The organism is Microbacterium sp. NPDC091662, from assembly GCF_044756705.1.
Classification (GTDB): domain Bacteria; phylum Actinomycetota; class Actinomycetes; order Actinomycetales; family Microbacteriaceae; genus Microbacterium.
The window spans coordinates 230,140-251,665 of sequence record NZ_JBIVTM010000002.1 but is presented as its reverse complement, the minus strand read 5'-3'; the positions used below and the strand labels follow the sequence as shown (position 1 = coordinate 251,665).

The window sequence follows — 21,526 nt, the reverse complement described above, 5'->3', positions numbered from 1 at the left end:
CTATGTCGCGGAGAGGGCGCGGGACAGGACGTTGTGAGAATGCATCCCATAAAACGTGGCACTGGGTACCGCGGTTGTCGGATGTCGCAACCGGGGCGTTCCCACCGATTCAGTGCACGTAATCCGGAGCGGCGGGAAGCGCGAAGAACTCTTCGAGCGTGTGGTACCCGCCCTCGTGGTAGGCCGCCGCGAGGTCGACTCCGACGTAGCGCAGGTGCCACGGCTCCGGCGCGTACCCCGTCACGGGGGTGCCGACCTGCTCATAGCGCACGATGAAGCCGTATTCCCAGGCGTGGGCGGCGACCCAGTCGCTCTGCGGTGTTCCCCCGAAGCCGTCGAGGCCGCCGCAGCCCGTACCGCACGCGACCACGTCGAGCGCGAGACCCGTCTGATGCTCGCTGTGACCGGGGCGTGCCGACCCCGCGTCCGCATCCGCCTGCCCCTGTGATCGCACGTGCGATCCGTAGGTCGTCACCTGCAACGAGTAGGAGCGGTAGCCGTTGTTCGCGCCGATGCGTCCGACACCGGCGGCGAGGGCCGCATCCGCCATCTGGCCGACAGCGGCGGCGACGTCGGAGCGCACCCGTCCGGACGGCGTCGTCATCTGCAGGGGCACGGAGGCGAGATCCGCCGGTTCGTACTCGGGCGGGTTCAGCGGCAGCGACTTGTTCACCACGACCCAGAGGCGCGCAGGATCATTGAGCGAGATGCACGGCGCGTTGCCCGCGATGACCGCCGCGCGGAAGGCTGCCCCTCCTCCGAATCCCGCGATCGTGGCGGCATCGTCGCCATTCGCGATCGCCTGCTGCACCGACGGCTCGGCGCAGGGGTCGGCCGCGGTCGTGGCGGCGACCTTGACCGGTGGAACCTGCATGACCGCGACCGGCACCGGCATCGACTCGGCACCCGACGGCGACACCGGACCGGAACCGATCGAGAGCAGGATCCCGATGGCGGTCAGGGCGACGCCGATCGGCAATGCAGGCCCGCGGATCGGGGACCGCGGAGCCGCATGCTGAGCGTGCGGCAGGAAGGGCATTGATCCATCTTCTCATTCGAAGATATGTCGCAGAGTCACTTGCGCCGAGATCGTCTTTCTGTTCGAATTGGGAGATGAGGTGGCAGGGGCAGAAACTGGGCGAGACGGATGCAGCGGCGCTGCCCGGCCTCGAAGATCGGTCGAGCGTGCTGCGCTCGGTGACCACCCCCGAGTTCGCGGGCATGACGTTCCACGAGGTCCTGTCGAAATCGGCGCTGAATCATGTTCCGGGCGCCTCCCGTATGCCGTTCGCCTGGACGATCAACCCCTACCGCGGGTGTTCGCATGCCTGCGTCTACTGCTTCGCCCGCGGCACGCACGAGTATCTCGACCTCGACGGCGGGTCCGATTTCGATTCGCAGATCGTCGTGAAGGTGAATGTGGTCGAGGTGCTCGCACGCGAACTGCGCAAGGGCAGCTGGGAACACGAGACAGTGGCCCTGGGCACGAACACCGATCCGTACCAGCGCGCCGAAGGGCGATACAAGCTCATGCCCGGCATCATCGAGACGCTCGCGGCATCCGGCACCCCGATATCGATCCTCACCAAGGGCACGCTGATCCGCCGGGACATCCCGTTGCTCGTGAAAGCCGCCGCACGTGTGCCGATCGACGTGCAGATGTCGATCGCGATGTACGACGACGACCTGCAGAAGGCGATCGAGCCCGGAGCCCCGACCACCCAGGCCCGGCTCGACACCGTGCGCGCGCTGGCCGACGCCGGGTTCCCCGTGACCGTGTTCCTGATGCCGATCATGCCGCACATGACCGACTCGCTCGCCGCGATCGACAGTGCCCTCGTCCGCATCAAGGAGGCGGGGGCGCGCAACGTCATCTACGGTGCCCTGCATCTGCGACCGGGCGTCAAACCGTGGTTCTTCCAATGGCTCGACACCCATCGCCCCGACCTCGTCTCGTCGTACCGGGGGCTGTATCCCGGGGCTTCCGCCGAGGCGCCGAAGGGATACCGGCAGTGGCTCGCCAAGCGCACCCGTCCGCTCATCCGCATGCACGGACTCGACGGCCGCCACGAAGACGACTACCCTCGGCGCGGGTTCCGACCAGGGCAGGGCCACGTGCAGACGAGCGCTGCGGCCGCTGCCGCGGTGAGGTTCACCCCCAGCGCTCGAGCCGAGGCATCCCCCGCTCAGCCGATGCTCTTCTGACCCGGCGGTCGGGCATGCATCCCGCAGCCGCGTAGGCTCGGGGATCATGGCGATCGGTTCCACAGTCCACACATTCGAGGTGCAGCTCGCTGACACCGATCGCGGCGTCTACGAGGAGTACTCGCTGCGCGTGGCGCGGCATCCTTCCGAGACCGATGCCTACATGCTCACCCGCGTGCTGGCCTACGGGCTCGAGTTCGCCGAAGGCATCGCGTTCGGCGGCAGCATCTCGTCGACCGACGAACCCGCGGTGCTCGTCCGCGATCTCACCGGACTCATCACCGCCTGGGTCGAGATCGGGGCGCCCGACGCCGAGCGACTGCACTACGGCAGCAGACTCGCCGAGCGCACCGTGGTGTACACCCACCGCGACCCCGCCAAAGTGATGGCGCCGTGGACCGACAAGCGCATCCACCGCCGCGAAGACATCCGCGTCTACAGCTTCGACCCGGGGTTCATCGACACCGCGGCTGCCCTGATCGAACGCCGCAACACCATGACCCTCACCGTGACCGAGAGCGTGATCTATCTCGACCTCAACGGCACGAACCTGACCTCCGCCGTGCACGTGCACGAGCTGTCCTGACGCGCACCCGCCCCGCCCCGCCCCGCCAGGCCAGGCCCCGTCAGGTCGTCGAGAGCACGGGATCTCGCCGAACGCACGGCATCCACACGCACGCATCCGGTGCACTCGTCGAGAGCACGGGATCTCGCGGCGGTCAGACGCGAAAGGCCCCGCCCGCAGAAGCGGACAGGGCCTTCATCACGACAGGACTCAGGAGGTGAGGTCCGCCGCGGTCGGCACGCGACCGGCGATCTCCTCGATCACGTCGTCGTCGAGCCGGGCGTTCTCGAACGGGGCGTCGATCTCGGCGCGCTCGAGCAGCTCGGTCATGCGGCGCTGACGCTGACGCGTGATCAGCGTGACGACACGACCCGAGCGGCCGGCGCGACCCGTGCGACCCGAGCGGTGCAGGTACGTCTTGTACTCGTCGGGCGCATCGGCCTGGACGACAAGGTCGATGTCGTCCACGTGGATGCCGCGGGCGGCGACATCCGTGGCCACGAGCACGTTCACGCGCCCCGAGGTCAGGCGCTCGAGGTTGCGCGTGCGCTTGGCCTGGTTCAGGTCACCGTGCAGCGAGACGGCCGGGATACCGGCGTCGTCGAACTGCTCGGCGAGCATGTCGGCGTAGGCGCGGGTGCGGGCGAAGACCAGCGTCTTGCCGTCGCGATCCACGAGCGACGTGAGGATGTCGGCCTTGTCGCGGTGCTCGATCACGAGCACGCGGTGCTCGATCGTGCTGGAGTCCTGGTCTTCACCAGCGACCTCGTAGACGGCCGGGTCGACGAGGAACTCGTCGACGAGGGCGGCGACCTCACGGTCGAGCGTGGCCGAGAACAACAGCTTCTGGCTGCCGTCCGCGGTGTGACGCAGAATGCGCTGCACCGGCTCGACGAAGCCGAGTTCGCACATGTGGTCGGCCTCGTCGAGCACCGCGATGCGGCAGTCCGAGAGGTCGAGCTTGCCCTGGTTGATGAGGTCTTCGACGCGACCGGGAGTGCCGATCACGATGTCGACGCCCTTCTTGAGCGCGCCCACCTGACGACCCTGCGGCACACCGCCGTAGATCTGGGTGGTGAACAGACCCACGCTGCGGGCGATGGGCTGGATCGTGCGGTCGATCTGCAGCGCGAGCTCACGCGTCGGAGCGAGGATGATCGCGCGCGGCGACCGGCCGAACTCACGACGCTTGCCGGCCTGCGACTGCAGCACGCGCTCGACGAGCGGAGCGCCGAAGGCGATGGTCTTGCCCGAGCCGGTGCGACCGCGGGCGAGCACGTCACGCCCGGCGAGGACGGCGGGGATGCTGGCGGCCTGGATCGGGAACGGTGTGGCCGCGCCCATGCCGACGAGCGTCTCGACGATGTTCGACCCGAGACCGAGGTCGCCGAAGGTCACACCATCGACCTCGACCGCTGCGACGGACTTCGCCTCGAGGCGCTCGTGCACGACGTCGTCTCCCGGCGCGAACTTCGCCCCGGTCGATGCAGGACGGCTGGTGGCGTTCCAGTCGTTGCGGCTCGGACGCTCGTTGCGTGCGGGACGCCCACGGGTGTCCGACGTCAGCGGGCGCGGGCGCTCGGTGCGGTACGCGCCACCGGTCGACGGACGCGAACGCTCGTCACGGCCCCCCTCGTATGAACGCTGGGTGCGGTCGCGGTCGAAGGCACGGCGCGCGCGGTCGGCGTCGTACGAACGCTCGGGGCGGTCGGTGCCGCGGTCGTTCGACCGGCTGCGGTCGCCGGCGCGGTCGTCGCGACGCGGGCGGTCGTCACGGTCGAACCGGGGACGCTCGGTGCCACGGTCGCTGTTGAACCGAGGGCGCTCGGCACCACGATCGCTGTTGAACCGAGGACGCTCGGCACCGCGGCGATCGTCGCGAACCGGACGGCCGCCATCGCGGTGGTCGTTGTCGCGGAAGCCCTGACGCTGGGTGCCGGCGCTGCGGTCATCGCGACGCGCACGGTCGTCACGGTCGAACCGGGGGCGATCGCCACCACGCTCGTCACGGTAGGTTCCGGGTCCGGTCGGGCGCTGTCCGGTCGGGCGCTGTCCGCCACGGTCGTCGCGACGCGGGCGGTCGTCGAAACGGCCGCCGGCGCTGGGGCGGTCGTTGTAACGCGGGCGCTCGGAGCGCTCGTCGTTGCGGTGGTGCGGGGCCTCACGACGCCCGGACTCCGCACGATTGCGGATCCCGCGTGCCTCGTCGCGGCCGGCGCGCTCCGACGCGCCCCAGCGCTGCTTGGGTGCACCCGACTCGGCTTCGGCCGGACGGTAGCCGCGGTGGCCGGCGCTGCGACTGCCGGGGCGACGGTCGTACCCGCCCGCGGATGCAGCGGTGCGACGGTCGCCGGCATCCGATCGTCCACCGCGCTCATCGCGTGCGCCGTCACGAGCGGGGCCGCCGTTGTGACGGTCGTGGAAAGAGGTCTTCTTCGCGCCGTAGCGCGGTTCGAAGTTCGCGGACGGACGTCCGCCGCGGGGCTTCTTGTTCTTCGGCATTGCGATGTCTTTCTGTGTTCTCGCACGAGAACAGCGCCGCGCGCACGCGCGAGCACCCTGCGCCTGGTCGAACTCGACCAGCGGGGTTCCGGACTGTCAGCGGCCGGGGCCATTCATGTGATGGTTGATTAGCGTCGAGCGACGCTCACCATCGGCCCCTGGACTCACACTTCACACACATAAAACGTCCGCGCCAACGCGCGGGTGTCCGAAGCCGACCGCTCAAGTGTAGCCGACGCTCCTGAGAGACCGCCGACCCGGTCCTGGCCGTACGATGACGAGGTGAGTACCGCTTCGCCCACCGGCGCCCAGATCAGCCTTCGACACGGCGGGGTGACCGCACAGATCGCACAGGTCGGCGCCTCCCTGCGTTCGCTGCGCATCGACGACGTCGACCTCGTGCCGCCGTATCCTCTCGAGCTGCCGACGCCGGCCTGTTCCGGCGTGGTCCTCGCCCCGTGGCCGAACCGGGTACGCGACGGAGAGTGGGACGACGACGGCACCGCGCGGAGGCTCGCGATCACCGAGCCGAAGCTGAACAATGCGAGCCACGGTCTGTTGCGCTTCACCGCCTACGAGGCGTCGCAGACCGACCGAGAGGCCGTGCTGCGGGCGACCATCTTCCCGCAGACGGGATACCCGTACCTGATCGAGACCACCGTCGAGTACGCGCTCACGCCCGACGGCATCGAGGTGACCCACACGCTCACCAACCGGTCGACCACGGCCGCGCCGGTTGCCCTCGGCACCCACCCGTTCGTGACGATCGGCGACGTGGACCCGCATGACCTCGTGCTGCGGATTCCCGCGGAGACAGCCTTCGAGACCGACGACAGAATGCTCCCCACCGGCACCCGAACGGCAGATGCCGCCCTGCGCGAGGGCGTCCGGCTGGGAGACGTCACCCTCGACACCGGCTTCACGGATCTCTCCCGCGACCCCGACGGCCGCGTACGCCACTCGCTCACCGCGCCCGACGGTCGCCGCGTGACGCTCTGGCAGGGCGAGGGTTTCGACTACGTGCAGGTGTACACGACACCCACCTATCCCGGTCAGAGCCTCGCGGTCGCGATCGAGCCGATGACCGCACCGGCCGACGCCCTGAACAGCGGCCTCGGCATCCGCCGACTCGTCCCCGACGAGACCTGGACCCTGCGCTGGGGCATCACGCTGAGCTGACTCGACGAGCCCCGCCGCGAGGCTCTTCAGCGAAAACGGAGACCGAATGACGCGGCGCCGGCGAGTCGGATGGTGACTCGCCGGACGCGGCGCACATGATCTCCGTTTCGGCCGGGCGGAGCCGAGAGCGCGACTACTCCCCGCGCTCGCGCATCTCGCGGCGGGTGAGCTGCGGCGCATGCGGCAGGCCCGAGGCATCGATCAGCACCGGCTGCGCCGACGCCACGGCGGCACCGGACACATCCGGGCCGACCGGTGCATCCGCGACCGGGGCTCCGCCGGCATCCGATCCGCCCGCCTTGCGCGCCGCGCGCCGCTCCTTGGCCCCCTCGACGAGGTTGTAGAGCGTCGGCAGCACGATCAGCGTCAGCACGGTCGACGAGATTAGACCGCCGATCACGACGATCGCGAGCGGCTGCGAGATGAACCCGCCGTGCCCCGTGATGCCCAGAGCCATGGGAGTGAGGGCGAGGATCGTCGCGAGCGCGGTCATCAGGATCGGCCGCAGTCGCTTCTCGCCACCGGCCTTCACCGCCTCGATGGTCGACAGACCCTTCTCCCGGTACTGGTTCACGAGGTCGACGAGCACGATCGCATTCGTCACCACGATGCCGATGAGCATCAGCACACCGATCAGCGACGCGACGCCGAGCGGCACGCCCGTGATGATCTGCAGCAGGATCGCACCGGTCGCCGCGAACGGGACCGACACGAGCAGCAGCAGCGGCTGGCGCAGCGACTTGAACGTCGCGACCATCACCACGTAGACGATCAGGATGGCTGCGAGCATCGCGAGGCCGAGCTGCGAGAACGAGTCCGCCTGCTGCGATGCGACGCCGCCCACCTCTGCGGAGGCTCCGTTCGGCAGGTCGACCGCCGCGAGAGCCTCGTTCACCGACTGCGTGGCGGTGGCGAGGTTGTCGGATGCCGGAGGCACGGTGATCGTCGAGGTGCGACGGCCCTGCTCGGTGGTGATCGAGGTCGGTCCGTTCTGCTGCTCGACGGTGGCGATGTCCTGCAGCTGCACGATGCCGGTGGGGGTCGGGATCGCGAGGGCCTTGAGCGCGTCGACCGTGGCCGGCGGGTTCGGAGTCACGATGTAGACCGTCAGCGCGGTGTCGTCGATCTCGACGGATCCTGCCTGCTGCGGGCGCATGGTGCCCGACACGATGGCTCCGACGGCGACCTCGGAGAGTCCGCGCTGGGCGGCCGCCTCCCGGTCGACCACGACCGCGATGTAGGGCAGCGACGCAGCGAGGTTATCCGTCACCTGACCGACGCCGTCGCGCCCGTCGAGTTCCTTGACGAGTGCCGTCGTCGCGGTCTGGAGGTCGTCGGCGTTCGACGCGCTGACCGTGATCTCGATGTCGCTCGACCCGAAGCCGGCCGAGGCCGAGACCGCGACATCGCCCACGTCGTCGCCGAGGCCGTCGATCGCGTCCTGCACATCGGCGCGGAGCTTCTCCTGGTCGGCGTCGGCGTCGGTCAGCACGGAGTACGTGACACCCGCACCACCGGAGAACGCGTCGCTGAGCGCCGAGCCGCTCGTGCCGATGGAGGCCTGCACGTGCTCGATGCCGTCGACGTCGAGCAGCGCGTCTTCGACCGCGACAGCGGCATCCGACTTGGCCTGCAGGCTCGCCGTCGGGCCGAGGTCCTGCGTGATGGTCATCGTGTTCTGGCCGGAGTCGCCGAGGAAGTTGACCTTCATCAGCGGCGCGGCGGCGAGCGTGGCGCCGAGCACGACGACCGCGAGGATCACCGTGATGCCGGAGTGCTTGAGGGTCCACCCCAGGATCGGACGGTACTGCCGCTGCAACCAGGTCGGCGGCGCATCCGGGTGCTCGGGGTCGATCGCATTGCCGTGCTCGTCGAGCAGCGGCTTGCCGGGCTTGAGGAACCAGTACGCGAGTACCGGGACGATCGTCAACGCGACCAGGAGCGAGGCGATCATCGCGATCGTCACGGTCATCGCGAATGGTCGGAACAGCTCGCCGACCATGTCGCCGACGAAGACGATCGGCAGGAACACGGCGACGGTCGTGATGGTGGACGCCGTGATCGCCATGGCGACCTCGCGCACCGCGAGCCGGATCGCGTCGCCCTTGTCGGCATCGCCGACGTAATGACGTTTGATGTTCTCGATCACGACGATGGAGTCGTCGACCACGCGACCGATCGCGATCGTGAGCGCACCGAGAGTGAGCACGTTCAGCGAGTATCCGAACGCCTGCAGCCCGATGAACGTGATGAGCACGCTGGTCGGGATGGAGATCGCGGTGACGAGCGTCGACCGGACCGAGAGCAGGAACAGCAGGATCACGAGCACCGCGAACACCAGGCCGAGGAGGCCTTCGGTGGCGAGCGTCTCGATCGACTGCACGATGAACGGTGCCTGGTCGAAGATCACCGTGAACTGAGCGTCGGGGAAGGCGTCGCCGATCGTGTCGAGCGCGGCGATCACGCCGTTGGACACCTCGACCGTGTTCGCGGCCGGCAGCTTCGTGATCGAGATCGAGAGCGCGTCCTCGCCGTCCACACGCGAGATCGAGGTGACCGGATCGGACTCCTGCACGACCGTCGCGACATCGCCGATCGTGACGTCGGAACCGACCAGGGGGAGCGCCGCGATCTCTTCTACCGAGGTGATCTTCGCCCCGGTCTGCACGGTGAGCGTCTGCCCGTTCTCGGTGATGTCGCCACCGGGGAAGAGCGTGCCGTTCTGCTCCAGCGCGTCGTTGATCGCCGAGGTGCTCTGGCCCGCAGCGGCGAGCTTCGCCGCATCGGGCGTGATGCTGATGCGCTGACCGACCCCACCGACGATCTCGGCCGCGTTGACGCCGTCGACGTCTTCGAGTTCGGGGATCGCGACCGATTCGAGCTCGGCCTGCGCGTTGTCGGCATCCTCGAAGCCGGTGACGGCGACCTGGATCACCGGGAAGTCGTCGATGGAGACCGACAGCACCTGCGGGGTCACATCCTCCGGCAGCTGCGAGGAGATGCGGTTGATCGCCTGCTGGATCTTCTGCTCGGCCGTGGCGAGATTCGTCCCGTAGGCGAACATCGCCTGCACGATCGAGGCGTTCGTGGTGCTGGTCGCGGTGGTCGACTCCAGACCGGGCACGCCCTGGATCGCCGCTTCGACCGGCGTGGAGACGTCGTTCTCGACCACCTCGGGCGAGGCGCCGGGGTAGGTCGTCATGACGACGAGTGCGGGCAGCTCGAGCGACGGGATGAGCTCCTGCTTGAGGTTCGTGAGCGCGAGCCCGCCGAACACCGCCGCGACGATGGTGATGAGGGCGATGAGCGCGCGGTTCTTCAGGCTCAGGATGGCGAGTTTCGACAAGGCGGTTTCCTCGGTGTCAGGGTGTGGCTGTCGCTGCGGAAGGGGTGGAGACGTCGTCTCCGAGGATCCGCGCCAGTGCGGACTCGATGAAGGACTGGGCAAGACGGTCGTCGCGGATCTGCATGCTCCACATGACGCCGTCGATGAAGATCATCGCCGCTCTGGCACGGTCTTCGCCATAGGTCGGCGTGAGCAGTTCGACGAGGCGGTCCGACAGGTGGCGGGCGAGATCTCGCAGGCGCGGGTCGTGCACGGCGGCGGTGACCACGGCGCGGTCGGCCTGCACGGCATGGTGGTCGTCCATGCTCTCGAACACGAGCGCGGCGATCACGTCAGGGCTGTCGCCGCGCTCGGCGATGGTCTGACGCACTCCGTCGAGGCGGGCATCGACCTCTTCCGCGAGCGCGCGGAACGCGGCAGCCCTGAGATCGTCGAGGGTGTCGAAGTACTGCGTCGTCGCCCCGAGAGGCACCCCGGCACGCGCGGCCACCATGCGGTGTGTGACGGCTTCGGCACCCACCTCGACGATGAGCTCGGCCGTCGCGGTCACGATCTCCCGACGGCGCGCCTCAGGGTCACGTCGACGACGCACACCATGCTTCATCCCGCCCCCTTGGACATCCGTACATGTACGTTTGTACATTTCCGGATTGTGAGGACGCTGGGAAGCCGGGGCCACCCACTTCGAATCGCGCGAATTGCCCCATATCCGCCCCGGATACGACCGATTGCGCGATTCGAAACGGGAGGTCACGCACGGAACTTCATCCCGATGACGACGAGCATCCCGACCAGGGTGAGCGCGATGCCGAACACCTGGACGGCGCCCGGGACTGCTGCGAGACCGAGGAACGCCGAGGCGATGCCCACGAGCGGCGGCACTGCGAGCCCGAGCAGTGCCGCGTACGAGGGGCCGGCGGCGAGGATGATGCGGTGCTGCACCAGATACCCGGGCACGTAGATGCCGAGGCCGAGCAGTGCCAGCACGGCGATGCTGACCGGTGCGATCGATTCGCCGGAACTCACCTCGATGACCGCCCACACCACCAGCGGGACGCTTCCGAGGGCGAAGACCGGGAGGATGCGCGGGGCGACCGGGCCGGAGTGGTCGCGGTTCACGTGCGCGAAGAGCACTCCGTAGACCGACACCGACAGCATCGCGCCCAGGGCGGCGAGGACGCCCCCGACCACGCTCGCACCCGCACCGCCGTCGACCCGCGGGGCGACGTACAGCGCAGCGCCGGTGATCGCGGAGAGTGTGGCCGCGAGCACGAGCGGGTGCACCCGGGTGCGCGCCAGAGCACTCTCCAGCAGCAGCACCACCGCGGGCGAGAGCGCCAGGACGAGGCTCGGGATCGTCGGACCCGCGAGAGCGATGGCGAGGGTGGAGAGCATCGTGTAGCCGGCGACGCCCGTGACGGCGAGGATGACCAATTGCCACCCCGTGTACCGCGGACCTGACCGCGGCGAGGAGCTTCTGGCGAGAGACACCACCGCCAGCAGGCCGAGTGCGGCGAACGCCGTGCGCCCCGCGGATACCACGCCGACGCCGGATCCCTCCAGCGCGATTCCCGCGATCACCCAGGTGGCGGCGAGGAGCACGACCAGCGCTACGGATTCGAGTGCGAGCCGTACGCGGTCGGTGCTCGATGAGACCGACCTCGTAGTGACCCGCGGTGCACTCATACCAGTGCGGCCTCCATCTGTCCGCGCTCGACCTGTCCGCGTTCGAAGTAGGCCACGAGCTCGGGGTCCAGCGGCGGAATCTCGATCGCCGACCCGTCACCCCGCAGCGATGCGGTGGCGAGGATGCCCGCCGCCACGGCCTCACGTGCCGCGACGGGCGATGTCTCGGTCAGACCGCCATGCCTCACGAACCGCAGGAACTCGGCGACGAGCAGCGCGTCGGCACCGTCGTGTCCGGCGTCGGGCACCTCAGGGACGATGAAGGTCTCGTCGGCCGCCGCCGCTCCGGCATGACGTCGATTCCACAGCTTGACCTCGCTGCCGGCCACATCCCCGAAGTTCTCGATGCGGCCCTCGGTGCCGATCACCGTGTAGTTGCGCCAGTAGTCGGGCGTGAAGTGGCACTGCTGGTACGACGCGAAGATGCCGCCCTCCAGCTGCATGTTCACCATCGAGATGTCCTCGACGTCCACCACCGGGTGCAGACCGGTCAGGGCCGTCGGCGGCCAGTTGTCCATGCTGAACCAGTCGGGCATCCGCTCCCCGGTGCGGTCACGCCGGTCGGTGATGTCGCCGTACACGCTCAAGGCGCCCATCGCGGAGACCCGTTCGCTGTAGGCGCCGGCGAGCCAGTGGATGATGTCGATGTCGTGGGCGCCCTTCTGCAGCAGCAGTCCCGTCGTACGACGGCGGTCGGCGTGCCAGTCCTTGAAGTAGAAGTCGCCGCCGTGTCCGACGAAGTGGCGCACCCAGACGGCCTTGACCTGGCCGATGCGTCCGCTCTGGATCAGCCCTCGCATCAGCGTGATCACCGGCATATGACGCATGTTGTGGCCGATGTAGAGTCCCGTGCCGGTGCGGCGTGCGGTCTCGAGCATCCGGTCGGCGTCGGCGAGATCGATCGCGAGGGGCTTCTCGCAGAACACGGGCACCCCGGCTTCGAGGGCACGGATGCTGAGCGCTGCGTGCGTGTCGTCGGGGGTAAGCACCATGACGGCGTCGACCCCGGAGGCCAGCAGCTCGTCGAGCGAGTCGGTGATGAGGGCGTCCGGCACGAGGGCGCGGGCGTCGTCGCGAGCGCGCGGCGCGAGGTCGCACACGGCGCTGATGCGTGAGCCGTGCCCCGGGCGATGCACCTCTTCCTGCAGGGTCGAGCGCGCGCCGAAGCCGATGATGCCGATCTGGAGATCCACGATGGTCCTTCTTGTGTGATGAGTCTGTGCGGGATACCGAGGTCAACGGGCCCGCGGTGCGGGGGCGTCGAGGTCGGTCGATCCGCCGGGGATGAGCGACCATGCGAAGTCGTGCAGGCGCCCAGGGGTGGGGTCTGTCTCGAGGGCGCGGTCGACGATGATGCGCGCCTGCCGCTCGTAGAAGTCGGTGGGGCCGACGGTGGTGAGCGTGGGCGCGATCAGGCGGGCGTCCGGGGTGTTGCCGACGCCCACCACCGCGACGTCGTGCGGCACCCGCAGACCGAGCATGTGCGCGGCGTTGATCGCGGCGATCGCGGCGAAGTCGGTCGTGGCGTACACCGCTCGCGGCCGGTTCTCGCCCGACAGCAGCTCGACCGCAGCGGTGAAGGCGCTCGCCTGGGTGTCGGCATACGTCACGGTCCAGCTCGGGTCCGGTTCGATGCCGGCGGCCGCCAGCTTCTCGACGTAGGGCGTGTAGCGCGTGACCTGCGCGCCGGCGAGGCGCACGGCTCCCTCCGCGGCGATGCATCCGATCGCGGTGTGCCGCTCCAGCAGATGGTCCATCGCGATCTCGCAGCCGGGGATCGCATCCGAGCGGATCACATCGAATCCGTCGGGTTCGAGATGTTCGGAGAACACCACGAGACGCTGACCGCGCCGCACGAGGTCGCTGAGATTCTGCCGCGCCTCGTCGTCGAGGCCCACGCCGTCGAGGTATGCCACGTCGCTCTCGACCCGGTCGAGGGCCGCGTGCCAGTCGCCGTCGGCGAGGATCAACGTGGTGAGGCCTTGCTTGTTCGCTTCGGCGTTCACCGCGTCGGCGACCGCCAACGACCACGGGTCGCTCAACATGTGCAGCGAGAGCTGCACCATGCCGCTGCGTCCGGTGCGGATCGCCCGCGCCGCGCTGTTCGGTCGGTAGTTCAGCTCATCGGCTGCTGCCAGCACGCGCGCGGCCGTGGCTTCGGCGACGCCGGCACCCGACGCTGACCCTGCGCGTCCGGAGAACACGTACGACACGGTCGCCGTCGACACCCCGGCCCGTTCGGCCACCATGCGCAGTGTCGGGCGCCGGGGCGCCGGGTGTTCGCTCTTCACCATGTCTCAGCCCTTCGATCCGCTGAACGCGATGCCCTGGATGAACTGCCGCTGCAGGATCATGAAGGTCACCAGCATCGGCAGCGTCGCCAGCAGCGCGCCTGCCATCAGCACCGGGTAGTCGGTGCCGTGGATGCCGACCAGCTGCGAGAGCCCGACCGACAGCGGCATCTTCGCGGGATCGGTCGTCACGATCAACGGCCAGAGCAGATCGTTCCAGGACCACAGCACGGTGAACACCACAAGTGCGATGATGCCAGGCTTCGCGAGCGGAACCATGATCCGCCAGAAGGTCTGCCACGGATTCGCTCCGTCGATGCGGGCGGCCTCTTCGAGCTCTGCGGGCATCGACATGAAGAACTGCCGCATCAGGAAGGTGCCGAAGGCGCTGAAGATGCCCGGCACGATGAGCGCCTGCAGCGTGTTGAGCCAGCCCAGCGACTGGATGATCTCGTACTGCGGCAGCAGGTACAGCTGCGACGGCACCATCAGCACCGACAGGAACACCACGAACAGGGCGTTGCGGCCGGGGAACGGGATGCGGGCGAACGCATAGCCCGCCATGGTGCACAGCACCACCTGCCCGACCGTGCGGCCGACCGTGAGCCACACGGAGTTCAGGAACATCTGCGCGAACGGCATCGAGTCGAACACCTCGGCGAAGTTCGTGAACACCCACTCGCGCGGCAGGAACGACGGCGGCACCTGCACCGAGTCGGACAGCGTCTTGAACGAGGTCAGCAGCTGCCACACGAACGGGAAGACCATCAGCACCGCGCCGAGGATCAGCACGAGGTGCACGATCCAGAGGCCGCGGTTCCGCGGCTTCCCAGCCCGGGTGCCGGAGCGACCGGCGGAGGCGCCGACCACGGCGCGCGTGTCGAGCGAGACGTCACTCATAGTGCACCCACTTCTTCTGCAGACGGAACTGCACGATCGTGAGGATCAGGATGATCACGAGCAGGAGGAAGGCGACGGCGGCCGCATAGCCACGGTCGTTGTCGAGGAAGCCCGCCTCGTAGAAGAGGTAGACGACGGTGCGGGTGTTCGGCATCGCGGGGTTGCTGCGGCCGAGCATCATGTAGATGAGGTCGAACACCTGCAGCGCTCCGATCACGCTGATCACGCTGACGAAGAAGATCGACGGCGACAACAGCGGGATCGTGATCGAGAAGAACTTGCGCACCGGGCCCGCGCCATCGAGGTCGGCCGCCTCCATGATCGTGTCGGGGATGCCCTGGAGTCCGGCGAGGAAGATGACGATATTGGTGCCGAGCCCTGCCCAGATGCCCACGACGGCGATCGCGATCAGCGCGGTGTTCGGGTCGGTGAGCCAGCTGCGGCCCTCGATCCCGACGGCACCGAGGGCCGCATTGAGCACTCCGTAGTCGCCGTTGTAGATCATGCGCCACACCAGCGCGATCGCAGCGGGCATGGTGACCACGGGAATGAAGTACAGCGTGCGGTAGGCGCTACGGCCCTTGAGCCCCGCGGTGTTCAGCAGCGCGGCGATGCCGACAGCGAGCGGGATGCCGATGAGGGCGATGATCGTGTAGATCGCGGTGTTGCGGAGGGCTCCGATCAGCTCGGGGTCCTGGAACAGGCGGGTGTAGTTCTCGATGCCCACCCACTCGGACCCGCCGAACGGGCCCGACTTGGTGAACGAGATGATGAGGGTGCGGACGGTCGGCCACAGGTAGAACACGGCGATGCCGAGGGCGGTCGGGCCGAGGAAGACCAGCGCCCACCAGGGTGAGGCACCCGGACTCCGCCGACGACGGCGGGTGCCGGGGGTCTGCGGCTCCGGCACCCGCTCCGCCGTCTCTTCCACGCGTGGCGCGATGACGGTCATGCGATCACTCCTGCTCGGCGTCCAGTGCCGCCTGCATCTGGTCGGCGAGATCCTGCAGGCCGTCCTTCGGGGTCACCGCACCCGACCACACCTGGGAGAGCACCTCGCTCTCGATGCTCGTCCAGGCGGAGGTGTTCTTCGAGACCGGGTACGGCACGGCGTTCTCGAGCGCGTCGATGTAGACCTGCAGGTCGTACTGGGGCAGGGCATCGACCCATGCCTGCTGCGTGCCGTCGAACGCGGGGATCACGGTGCCCGTCTCGGCCTGGATCTTCGCCGCCTGCTCTCCGGAGGCGAATTCGGCGAACGCCTTGGCCTCGGTGAGGTGCGTGCTCTTCGCGTTGGCGACGTTGCCGACACCGTGGATCACGCTCTGGTCGCCCTCGGCTCCCGCCGGCAGCGGGGCCACATCGACGCTGCCGCCGATGTCGGCGTTGTCCGCATAGGCGATGGCCGCCCACGATCCGTTCTGGAACATGGCGACCTTGCCGGAGAGGAAGAAGTCCTCGGGGTTCGTGTCGGTCATCTGCTGCGCCGTGGGCGAGGAGCCGGCCGCGATCAGGTCTGTCCACAGCTCGATGCCGGCGAGCGCTTCGGGCGAGCCGTATCCGCTCTCCGTGCCGTCGGCGGAGATCACCTCACCGCCGGCCTGGGCGATCGAGTTGTAGAAGTTCTCCTGGCCGTATTGGCTGGCCGCCACCCCGAACTGCCCCTTCGCCGGGTCGGTGAGCTTCGCGGCTGCTGCGGTGAAGTCGTCCCACGTCCAGTCCGCAGAGGGGTACCCCACTCCCGCGGCGTCGAAGAGGGCCTTGTTGTACCAGAGCGCGACGGTGTCGAAGTCTTTCGGAGCGCCGTAGAGCTTTCCGTCATAGGTGTACAGATCGATCAGGCCCTGCGGATAGTCGGCCGCATCGATCCCGCCGTCGTCGAGCGGGGCGAGCTGCCCGTTCGAGGCGTACAGCTGGAAGTTCGGACCGTTCATCCAGAAGACATCGGCCGCGGAGCCGCCGGTCGCTGCGGTCTGCAGCTTGGTGAAGTACTCCTTGTACGGGGTCACCTGGATGTCGATGCTGACGTTCGGGTTCTCCTTCGTGAACGCCGCCGCGATGTCTTCCATCGCCGGTTTCTGGTTCTCGTCCCAGATGGCGTAGCTGAGGGTGACGTCGCCGTCGGAGCTTCCACCCCCGGTCGAGGAGGAGCAGGCGCTGAGGGCGAGGACGGCTACCGCTGTCGCGGCGAGGGCTCCGAGAGCGCGGCGGGTCGTACGGGGCATCGGTGTCTCCTTCGACAGGTGCACGAGTGCGGGAGTGGATGTTAATCGTTTAGCGTTAATCGATTAGCAAGGAGAGTAGCCCGATGGGGCCGCAGCCCGCAACCCTCGGTTACAGAGCCGAGCCGAGGGCGAGACCGAGGCCCGCGGCGAGCAGACCGAGCAGCAGCATCCCGATCGCGTTGAAGGCCGATGCTGGGCGCTCGCCGTCGCGCCACAGGGCGACCGTGTCGAGCATCGCCGTGCTGAAGGTCGTGTACCCACCCAACAGCCCGGCGCCGAGCAGGAAGGCAGCAGCGGGCAGAGCGGTGGTGACCAGGCCGAGCGCGAACGAGCCCGTGAGGTTCACCAGCAGGATGCCCCACGGATAGCGGCGCCCGACGACGCGGCCGACCCCGAGGTCGACGAGATAGCGCAACACCGCGCCGACCCCTCCGGCGAGCGCGGCCCCGACGAACAGCAACGGGCTCACGATGTGGCTCCCGTGCGCGGCCGACCGAGACGTAGCCCCAGAGCTGCCGCGCCGAGCCCCAGCACCAAGCTGCCCACCGCATAGGCGGCGGCGAGAACGGGCGCCTCAGCCCACAGGGCGAGAGTGCCGGTCATGAACGCGCTGTAGGTCGTGAAGCCCCCGAGCACACCGGTGCCGAGCATCAGCCGGAGGTCGGCCGATGCGGGCAGGCGCGCAGCCAGCACACCGATCAGCAGGGCACCGACGACGTTGGCGATGAGCACCGCCACCGGGAATCCTCCGGCGTCCGGGAGGGCGAGCCCCAGGCCGAGGCGTGCGGCCGTGCCCACCGTGCCGCCGGCGGCGACGAGGAGGATGCGGCGGAGGTTCACGTCCGCCACTGTAGTCGCCGGCTGGCAGTGCGCTGTGCGGATGTCAAGGCGGTGGATACCCGGCCACGATCGGCGTTGACTGACGACATGAATCCCCTGTGGAAGCTCGACCGGACCCTGCCCGTCGGATCGCCCTTCGATCCCGGCGCACATCACGACGTCGTCATCGTCGGCGCAGGGATCACCGGCCTCTCCACAGCGGTGATGCTCACCAGAGCCGGTCTCGACGTGGCCGTGATCGATGCGGGCGAGGTCGCCGGGCTCGCGACCGGGGCCAACACAGGCAAGCTCTCCCTGCTGCAGGGTGGCCAGCTCGCCACGCTCCGACGTCACCACCCGGCGGCGCTCGTGCGCGCCTATGTCGACGCCAATCGCTCGGGCATGGAATGGCTGCTCGCGTTCGCCGAGCTCGCAGGCGTCCCCTTCACGCGACACACGGACCATTCCTACGCCCAGGGTCCCGCGGGGATCGACACCGTCGACGAGCAGCACTCGACCGCCCGCGAGGCGGGGCTGTCCACGAGAATGCTCTCGCCGTCGGCGCTCCCCGATCTGCCGTTCCCGGTGGCCGCAGCCGTGGCGCTCGACGAGCAGGTGGCGATCGACCCCGTGGCCGTCTCCATCGCGCTCACCCAAGAGCTTCTCGCCGGCGGCGGCACACTGCACACCGGCGTTCGCGCGACGGGGACCCGCGCTCTGGCCGGTCGGGTTGACACCGCGCAGGGCCCGCTCTCCGCCGACCACATCGTGCTCGCGACAGGCACGCCGATCACCGACCGAGGTCTGTACTTCGCCAAGACGCGAGGGCTCCGGTCGTACTGCGTGACGTTCCGGGTGCCGGGCGAGATCACGGCAGGGACGTTCCTCTCGGTCGACGGGCCGACGCGCTCCATCCGCCCGGTGACCGCAGCGGATGGCCCCGGTGGCGACGCGCGACTCATCGTGGGCGGCAACGGCCACCCTGTCGGCCGGTCCGACAGCGAAGCGGCAGCCGTGGAGGATCTCATCGCCTGGACGCAGTTGCACTTCCCCGGCGCCGAGGAGACGCACCGCTGGTCGGCGCAGGACTACGAGTCGCACGACCTGATCCCGTTCGTCGGGGCGATGCCCCGCGGGCTGGGTCGCATCCGCTTCGCGACGGGCTACGGGAAGTGGGGGCTGTCGAACGCGCCCGCCGCCGCCCAGCGCCTCACCTCCGAGATCCTCGGCACGCCCCGACGCGACCGCCCGACCTGGATCACGACGATCGGCACGCGTCTGACCGTGCCCGCCGATCTCGGTCGTGCAGCCGTGGAGGGCGGAAAGGTCGCGACGGTCCTCGCGTCCGGCTGGGCGGACGCCGAGACCCGACGCACGCCGGTCCCGCAACCCGCCGAAGGGGAAGGCGTGGTGGCGAATCGCGCCGGACGCCCTGTCGCGGTCTCCACCGTCGACGGTGTGACCCGCGCCGTGAGCGCGGTGTGCACGCACCTGGGCGGGGTGCTTGCCTGGAACGACGCGGAGTGTTCGTGGGACTGCCCGCTGCACGCCTCGCGCTTCGCACCGGACGGCACCCGCCTCGAGGGTCCGGCGCTGCGAGACCTCACTCCCCTGACGCCGGCGGACCCGGAGTGATATCGCCGGTGGGAGGCGCGCCGTCCCACCCCTGCTGCGGCGTATCGCCGTTCACGCGGAACACGTACTGCGACACGAGCTTGCGCTGGCTGCTCGACCAGTCGATCGCGGGACGACGCTGTTCCGGCGGCAGGTAGCCCAGCCGGTAGACGGCCATGAGTTCGAGATCGTCCGGCACCCGCAACAGCTGCACGATCTCGTCCCAGCGGCCCGGCACCTCCATCGGGAACGAGATGAACTGGATGCCCATGCCGAGCTCGACCGTGGTCAGCCAGACGTTCTCCATCGCCGCGCCCATGCTGAACACCGAATAGAACGACGAGAGCTGCCCCGGCCGGTACTCGCTGCGGTCGAGCATCACGCCCAGCAGCAAGGGGGATCCGGCGACGAGCTTCCGGTTCTCGGCGCCGAGGGTCTTCGGCACTCCGAAGGTGTTCATGAGCGTCTGCCCGCGCTTGGTGAACACCTGGCTCGTGAACGGGCGGAGCGCGGCGGGCAGCTTGTCGAACAGCATCCCGCTGCGCTTCTCCTCCATCTCGGCCTGGCTGAAGCGGAAGTACGGCTTGTATCGCTCGAAGAAGGTGCCGTTCGACATCGCCTCGGTCATGCTCTCCCCCGAGATGCGGGCGATCTGCTCGATGGTGTCGCGGCTCTCGATCACGACGAATCGCCAGGGCTGGCTGTTCAACTGCGACGGCGCGCGCCCCGCGGCCTCGAGGAGGATGCGCTGATGCTCCTCCGAGACGGGGTCGGGCAGGAATGCGCCGTTGGTGGTCTTGCGGCGGCGGATGGCGTCGAGCAGTTCCATGCGTGTCACTTCCGGTCGGCGGCGGATCGCGAGCGCACCAGCCCCGCGACGATGAAGGGGGCGGCGGCGAGCGCGACCAGCGGGTGCCGCCGGCTGTGCGTGCCGAGGTACGGGATGGCCGCGAGGGGCACCGCGGCGGGCAGGAGGGCGAGGCTGGCGCGGCGCCCGGCGGTGCGCGGGCCCGATGACCAGCCGGCTACGACGGCGACGACAGAGGTCGCACACGTGGCGATGTAGAGGGCATGGTGCAGCCAGCGGAAGCGGCTGGTGTCGATCAGGCGCGCGGCGACGGATGCGCCGAGTGCGCAGTTCACGGCATAGGCCGTGGCCGCGAGGGCGAACAGCGGCGCGGTGTTCGCGCGCTCACGGCGGTGGACCATGGCATGACCCTACGCCCGAGGCTCGGCCGCGGGCTCCCCCTTGCACGCGAGTGCGCCGGTCGGGTAAGTCGCGTGCAGACGTGAACGGCCCCCTCCTGCGCGGACATCGCTCAGGAGGGGGCCAGATCGGTGCGGGGCCTACAGGTTGCCCTCCGCGTAGACACGGAGCGCGTCGCGGACGAACTCCGCACCGTGTGTGCCGCCGGACGATGTCGCGTAGTTCGCACCGAAGCGCGGATCCGCGACGTACATCTCACCGAGCCCGATCACGTAGGCCTTGACGTCTCCGCCGGGGACGGCTGCGGGTGTGCCCGGGACGCCCGTGAGCCACTCGACGTGGCGCCGCGCGACCTCCTGGGCTGAGGGTGAAGCCGGATCGATGCCGCTCTCGGCGGCGGCGATCCAGTCGCGCCGGAGGTCGGACACACGCTGCTGCCAGTCGGCGCGCTCGGCGTCCGTCATCCCGCGCCACCAGTTGTCGCTGTCGGCGTAGGCCCTCTTTCCCCAGCGTTCCTCGACCTCTTCCTTGTACTGCGTGTGGTCGAAGCCGTCGAACATGTTCTCTGCCATGAGGTTCTCACCTCCTCTCAATGCCGTGATGGTGGATTCGACCGACGCGATCTGACGCGCCAGCCGGGTCTGCTCGTCGCGCAGCAGCGCGAGATGGGTTTCCAGGGCCGAGGCCTCGTTCGCTGCGGCATCGATGCCCGACGCGGATCCCAGCACGTCCGCGATCTGCGGCAGGCCGAGCCCGAGCTCCCGCAGCAGCAGGATGCGCTGCAGACGCACCAGCGCCGGCCCGTCGTAGTGCCGGTAGCCGTTGTGCGCGATGCGCGAGGGCGGCAGCAGGCCGATGTCGTCGTAGTGCCGCAGCGTGCGGCTCGTCGTGCCCGCGAGCCGGGCGATCTCCTGGATCGACCAGTCATCCGTGTCCATGCCGCCTCCTTCCGTTCGTGCTCGTGCGGTGATGACTTGAACTCTAGAA

19 protein-coding genes are annotated in these 21,526 nt (G+C 69.0%); 4 read left to right on the top strand and 15 right to left on the bottom strand.

The window, feature by feature from the left end; genetic code table 11:
* Positions 1-109: 109 nt before the first annotated feature.
* A complete protein-coding gene (locus tag ACIQLD_RS14545; RefSeq protein ID WP_402609012.1) occupies positions 110-1,039 on the bottom strand; it encodes a M15 family metallopeptidase in 930 nt (309 codons plus the stop codon).
* Positions 1,040-1,113: 74 nt separating this feature from the next.
* On the opposite strand from ACIQLD_RS14545, the gene ACIQLD_RS14540 reads away from it, so the two are divergent.
* Complete coding sequence (locus ACIQLD_RS14540) at positions 1,114-2,205, top strand: Rv2578c family radical SAM protein (RefSeq protein ID WP_402609010.1); 1,092 nt, start codon at positions 1,114-1,116, stop codon at positions 2,203-2,205.
* A gap of 46 nt (positions 2,206-2,251) precedes the next feature.
* Positions 2,252-2,791 carry a YaeQ family protein gene (locus ACIQLD_RS14535; RefSeq protein WP_402609008.1) on the top strand — a complete coding sequence of 180 codons (540 nt, stop codon included), beginning with the start codon at positions 2,252-2,254 and terminating at the stop codon, positions 2,789-2,791.
* Positions 2,792-2,980: 189 nt separating this feature from the next.
* Here the strand turns inward: ACIQLD_RS14535 and ACIQLD_RS14530 are convergent, their stop codons facing one another.
* The gene (locus ACIQLD_RS14530; RefSeq protein WP_402609006.1) at positions 2,981-5,272 is read right to left on the bottom strand and encodes a DEAD/DEAH box helicase; all 2,292 of its coding nucleotides are present in this window, start codon (positions 5,270-5,272) and stop codon (positions 2,981-2,983) included.
* A 282-nt stretch (positions 5,273-5,554) separates the two neighbouring features.
* Between ACIQLD_RS14530 and ACIQLD_RS14525 the strand changes: the two genes are divergently transcribed.
* The gene (locus tag ACIQLD_RS14525) at positions 5,555-6,451 is read left to right on the top strand and encodes an aldose 1-epimerase family protein (protein WP_402609004.1); all 897 of its coding nucleotides are present in this window, start codon (positions 5,555-5,557) and stop codon (positions 6,449-6,451) included.
* Positions 6,452-6,584: 133 nt separating this feature from the next.
* Here the strand turns inward: ACIQLD_RS14525 and ACIQLD_RS14520 are convergent, their stop codons facing one another.
* The 10 genes from ACIQLD_RS14520 to ACIQLD_RS14475 form a co-directional block, all read right to left on the bottom strand.
* Positions 6,585-9,797, bottom strand: coding sequence for an efflux RND transporter permease subunit (locus ACIQLD_RS14520; protein ID WP_402609002.1), 3,213 nt, complete (start codon positions 9,795-9,797; stop codon positions 6,585-6,587).
* A gap of 16 nt (positions 9,798-9,813) precedes the next feature.
* Positions 9,814-10,401: a TetR/AcrR family transcriptional regulator gene (locus tag ACIQLD_RS14515; RefSeq protein ID WP_402609000.1), complete on the bottom strand. Its 588-nt coding sequence runs from the start codon at positions 10,399-10,401 to the stop codon at positions 9,814-9,816.
* 146 nt (positions 10,402-10,547) lie between these two features.
* Positions 10,548-11,483 carry a DMT family transporter gene (locus tag ACIQLD_RS14510; RefSeq protein ID WP_402608998.1) on the bottom strand — a complete coding sequence of 312 codons (936 nt, stop codon included), beginning with the start codon at positions 11,481-11,483 and terminating at the stop codon, positions 10,548-10,550.
* Positions 11,480-12,676, bottom strand: coding sequence for a Gfo/Idh/MocA family protein (locus tag ACIQLD_RS14505; RefSeq protein ID WP_402608996.1), 1,197 nt, complete (start codon positions 12,674-12,676; stop codon positions 11,480-11,482). The genes ACIQLD_RS14510 and ACIQLD_RS14505 overlap by 4 nt, the downstream gene beginning before the upstream one ends.
* 42 nt (positions 12,677-12,718) lie before the next feature.
* Complete coding sequence (locus ACIQLD_RS14500) at positions 12,719-13,777, bottom strand: LacI family DNA-binding transcriptional regulator (protein ID WP_402608994.1); 1,059 nt, start codon at positions 13,775-13,777, stop codon at positions 12,719-12,721.
* A 3-nt stretch (positions 13,778-13,780) separates the two neighbouring features.
* The gene (locus ACIQLD_RS14495) at positions 13,781-14,674 is read right to left on the bottom strand and encodes a carbohydrate ABC transporter permease (protein ID WP_402608992.1); all 894 of its coding nucleotides are present in this window, start codon (positions 14,672-14,674) and stop codon (positions 13,781-13,783) included.
* A complete protein-coding gene (locus ACIQLD_RS14490; protein WP_402608990.1) occupies positions 14,667-15,626 on the bottom strand; it encodes a carbohydrate ABC transporter permease in 960 nt (319 codons plus the stop codon). Before ACIQLD_RS14490 ends, ACIQLD_RS14495 begins: the two co-directional genes overlap by 8 nt.
* Positions 15,627-15,630: 4 nt before the next feature.
* Positions 15,631-16,899: an ABC transporter substrate-binding protein gene (locus ACIQLD_RS14485; protein ID WP_402608988.1), complete on the bottom strand. Its 1,269-nt coding sequence runs from the start codon at positions 16,897-16,899 to the stop codon at positions 15,631-15,633.
* A gap of 109 nt (positions 16,900-17,008) precedes the next feature.
* The gene (locus tag ACIQLD_RS14480) at positions 17,009-17,368 is read right to left on the bottom strand and encodes a fluoride efflux transporter FluC (protein ID WP_402608986.1); all 360 of its coding nucleotides are present in this window, start codon (positions 17,366-17,368) and stop codon (positions 17,009-17,011) included.
* Positions 17,365-17,739 (bottom strand): fluoride efflux transporter FluC, encoded by a 375-nt coding sequence (locus ACIQLD_RS14475; protein WP_402608984.1) that lies wholly within the window; start codon positions 17,737-17,739, stop codon positions 17,365-17,367. Before ACIQLD_RS14475 ends, ACIQLD_RS14480 begins: the two co-directional genes overlap by 4 nt.
* A gap of 87 nt (positions 17,740-17,826) precedes the next feature.
* On the opposite strand from ACIQLD_RS14475, the gene ACIQLD_RS14470 reads away from it, so the two are divergent.
* The gene (locus ACIQLD_RS14470; RefSeq protein WP_402608982.1) at positions 17,827-19,353 is read left to right on the top strand and encodes an FAD-dependent oxidoreductase; all 1,527 of its coding nucleotides are present in this window, start codon (positions 17,827-17,829) and stop codon (positions 19,351-19,353) included.
* On the opposite strand, the gene ACIQLD_RS14465 is transcribed toward ACIQLD_RS14470, so the two are convergent.
* From ACIQLD_RS14465 to ACIQLD_RS14455, 3 genes are all read right to left on the bottom strand, one after another.
* Entirely contained in the window at positions 19,322-20,161 is an 840-nt protein-coding gene (locus ACIQLD_RS14465) for a nitroreductase family protein (RefSeq protein ID WP_402608980.1), read from the bottom strand. The genes ACIQLD_RS14470 and ACIQLD_RS14465 overlap by 32 nt on opposite strands.
* A gap of 5 nt (positions 20,162-20,166) precedes the next feature.
* Entirely contained in the window at positions 20,167-20,541 is a 375-nt protein-coding gene (locus ACIQLD_RS14460) for a hypothetical protein (RefSeq protein ID WP_402608978.1), read from the bottom strand.
* Between the two features lie 138 nt (positions 20,542-20,679).
* Positions 20,680-21,477, bottom strand: coding sequence for a MerR family transcriptional regulator (locus tag ACIQLD_RS14455; RefSeq protein WP_402608976.1), 798 nt, complete (start codon positions 21,475-21,477; stop codon positions 20,680-20,682).
* Positions 21,478-21,526 lie beyond the last annotated feature (49 nt).

Coding starts and splice junctions, on each gene's coding strand:
- ACIQLD_RS14545 (WP_402609012.1), bottom strand. CDS start 1,039: ATGCCCTTCCTGCCGCACGCTCAGCATGCGGCTCCGCGGTCCCCGATC.
- ACIQLD_RS14490 (WP_402608990.1), bottom strand. CDS start 15,626: ATGACCGTCATCGCGCCACGCGTGGAAGAGACGGCGGAGCGGGTGCCG.
- ACIQLD_RS14455 (WP_402608976.1), bottom strand. CDS start 21,477: ATGGACACGGATGACTGGTCGATCCAGGAGATCGCCCGGCTCGCGGGC.
- ACIQLD_RS14530 (WP_402609006.1), bottom strand. CDS start 5,272: ATGCCGAAGAACAAGAAGCCCCGCGGCGGACGTCCGTCCGCGAACTTC.
- ACIQLD_RS14535 (WP_402609008.1), top strand. CDS start 2,252: ATGGCGATCGGTTCCACAGTCCACACATTCGAGGTGCAGCTCGCTGAC.
- ACIQLD_RS14540 (WP_402609010.1), top strand. CDS start 1,114: ATGAGGTGGCAGGGGCAGAAACTGGGCGAGACGGATGCAGCGGCGCTG.
- ACIQLD_RS14485 (WP_402608988.1), bottom strand. CDS start 16,899: ATGCCCCGTACGACCCGCCGCGCTCTCGGAGCCCTCGCCGCGACAGCG.
- ACIQLD_RS14465 (WP_402608980.1), bottom strand. CDS start 20,161: ATGGAACTGCTCGACGCCATCCGCCGCCGCAAGACCACCAACGGCGCA.
- ACIQLD_RS14515 (WP_402609000.1), bottom strand. CDS start 10,401: ATGAAGCATGGTGTGCGTCGTCGACGTGACCCTGAGGCGCGCCGTCGG.
- ACIQLD_RS14500 (WP_402608994.1), bottom strand. CDS start 13,777: ATGGTGAAGAGCGAACACCCGGCGCCCCGGCGCCCGACACTGCGCATG.
- ACIQLD_RS14495 (WP_402608992.1), bottom strand. CDS start 14,674: ATGAGTGACGTCTCGCTCGACACGCGCGCCGTGGTCGGCGCCTCCGCC.
- ACIQLD_RS14510 (WP_402608998.1), bottom strand. CDS start 11,483: ATGAGTGCACCGCGGGTCACTACGAGGTCGGTCTCATCGAGCACCGAC.
- ACIQLD_RS14460 (WP_402608978.1), bottom strand. CDS start 20,541: ATGGTCCACCGCCGTGAGCGCGCGAACACCGCGCCGCTGTTCGCCCTC.
- ACIQLD_RS14470 (WP_402608982.1), top strand. CDS start 17,827: ATGAATCCCCTGTGGAAGCTCGACCGGACCCTGCCCGTCGGATCGCCC.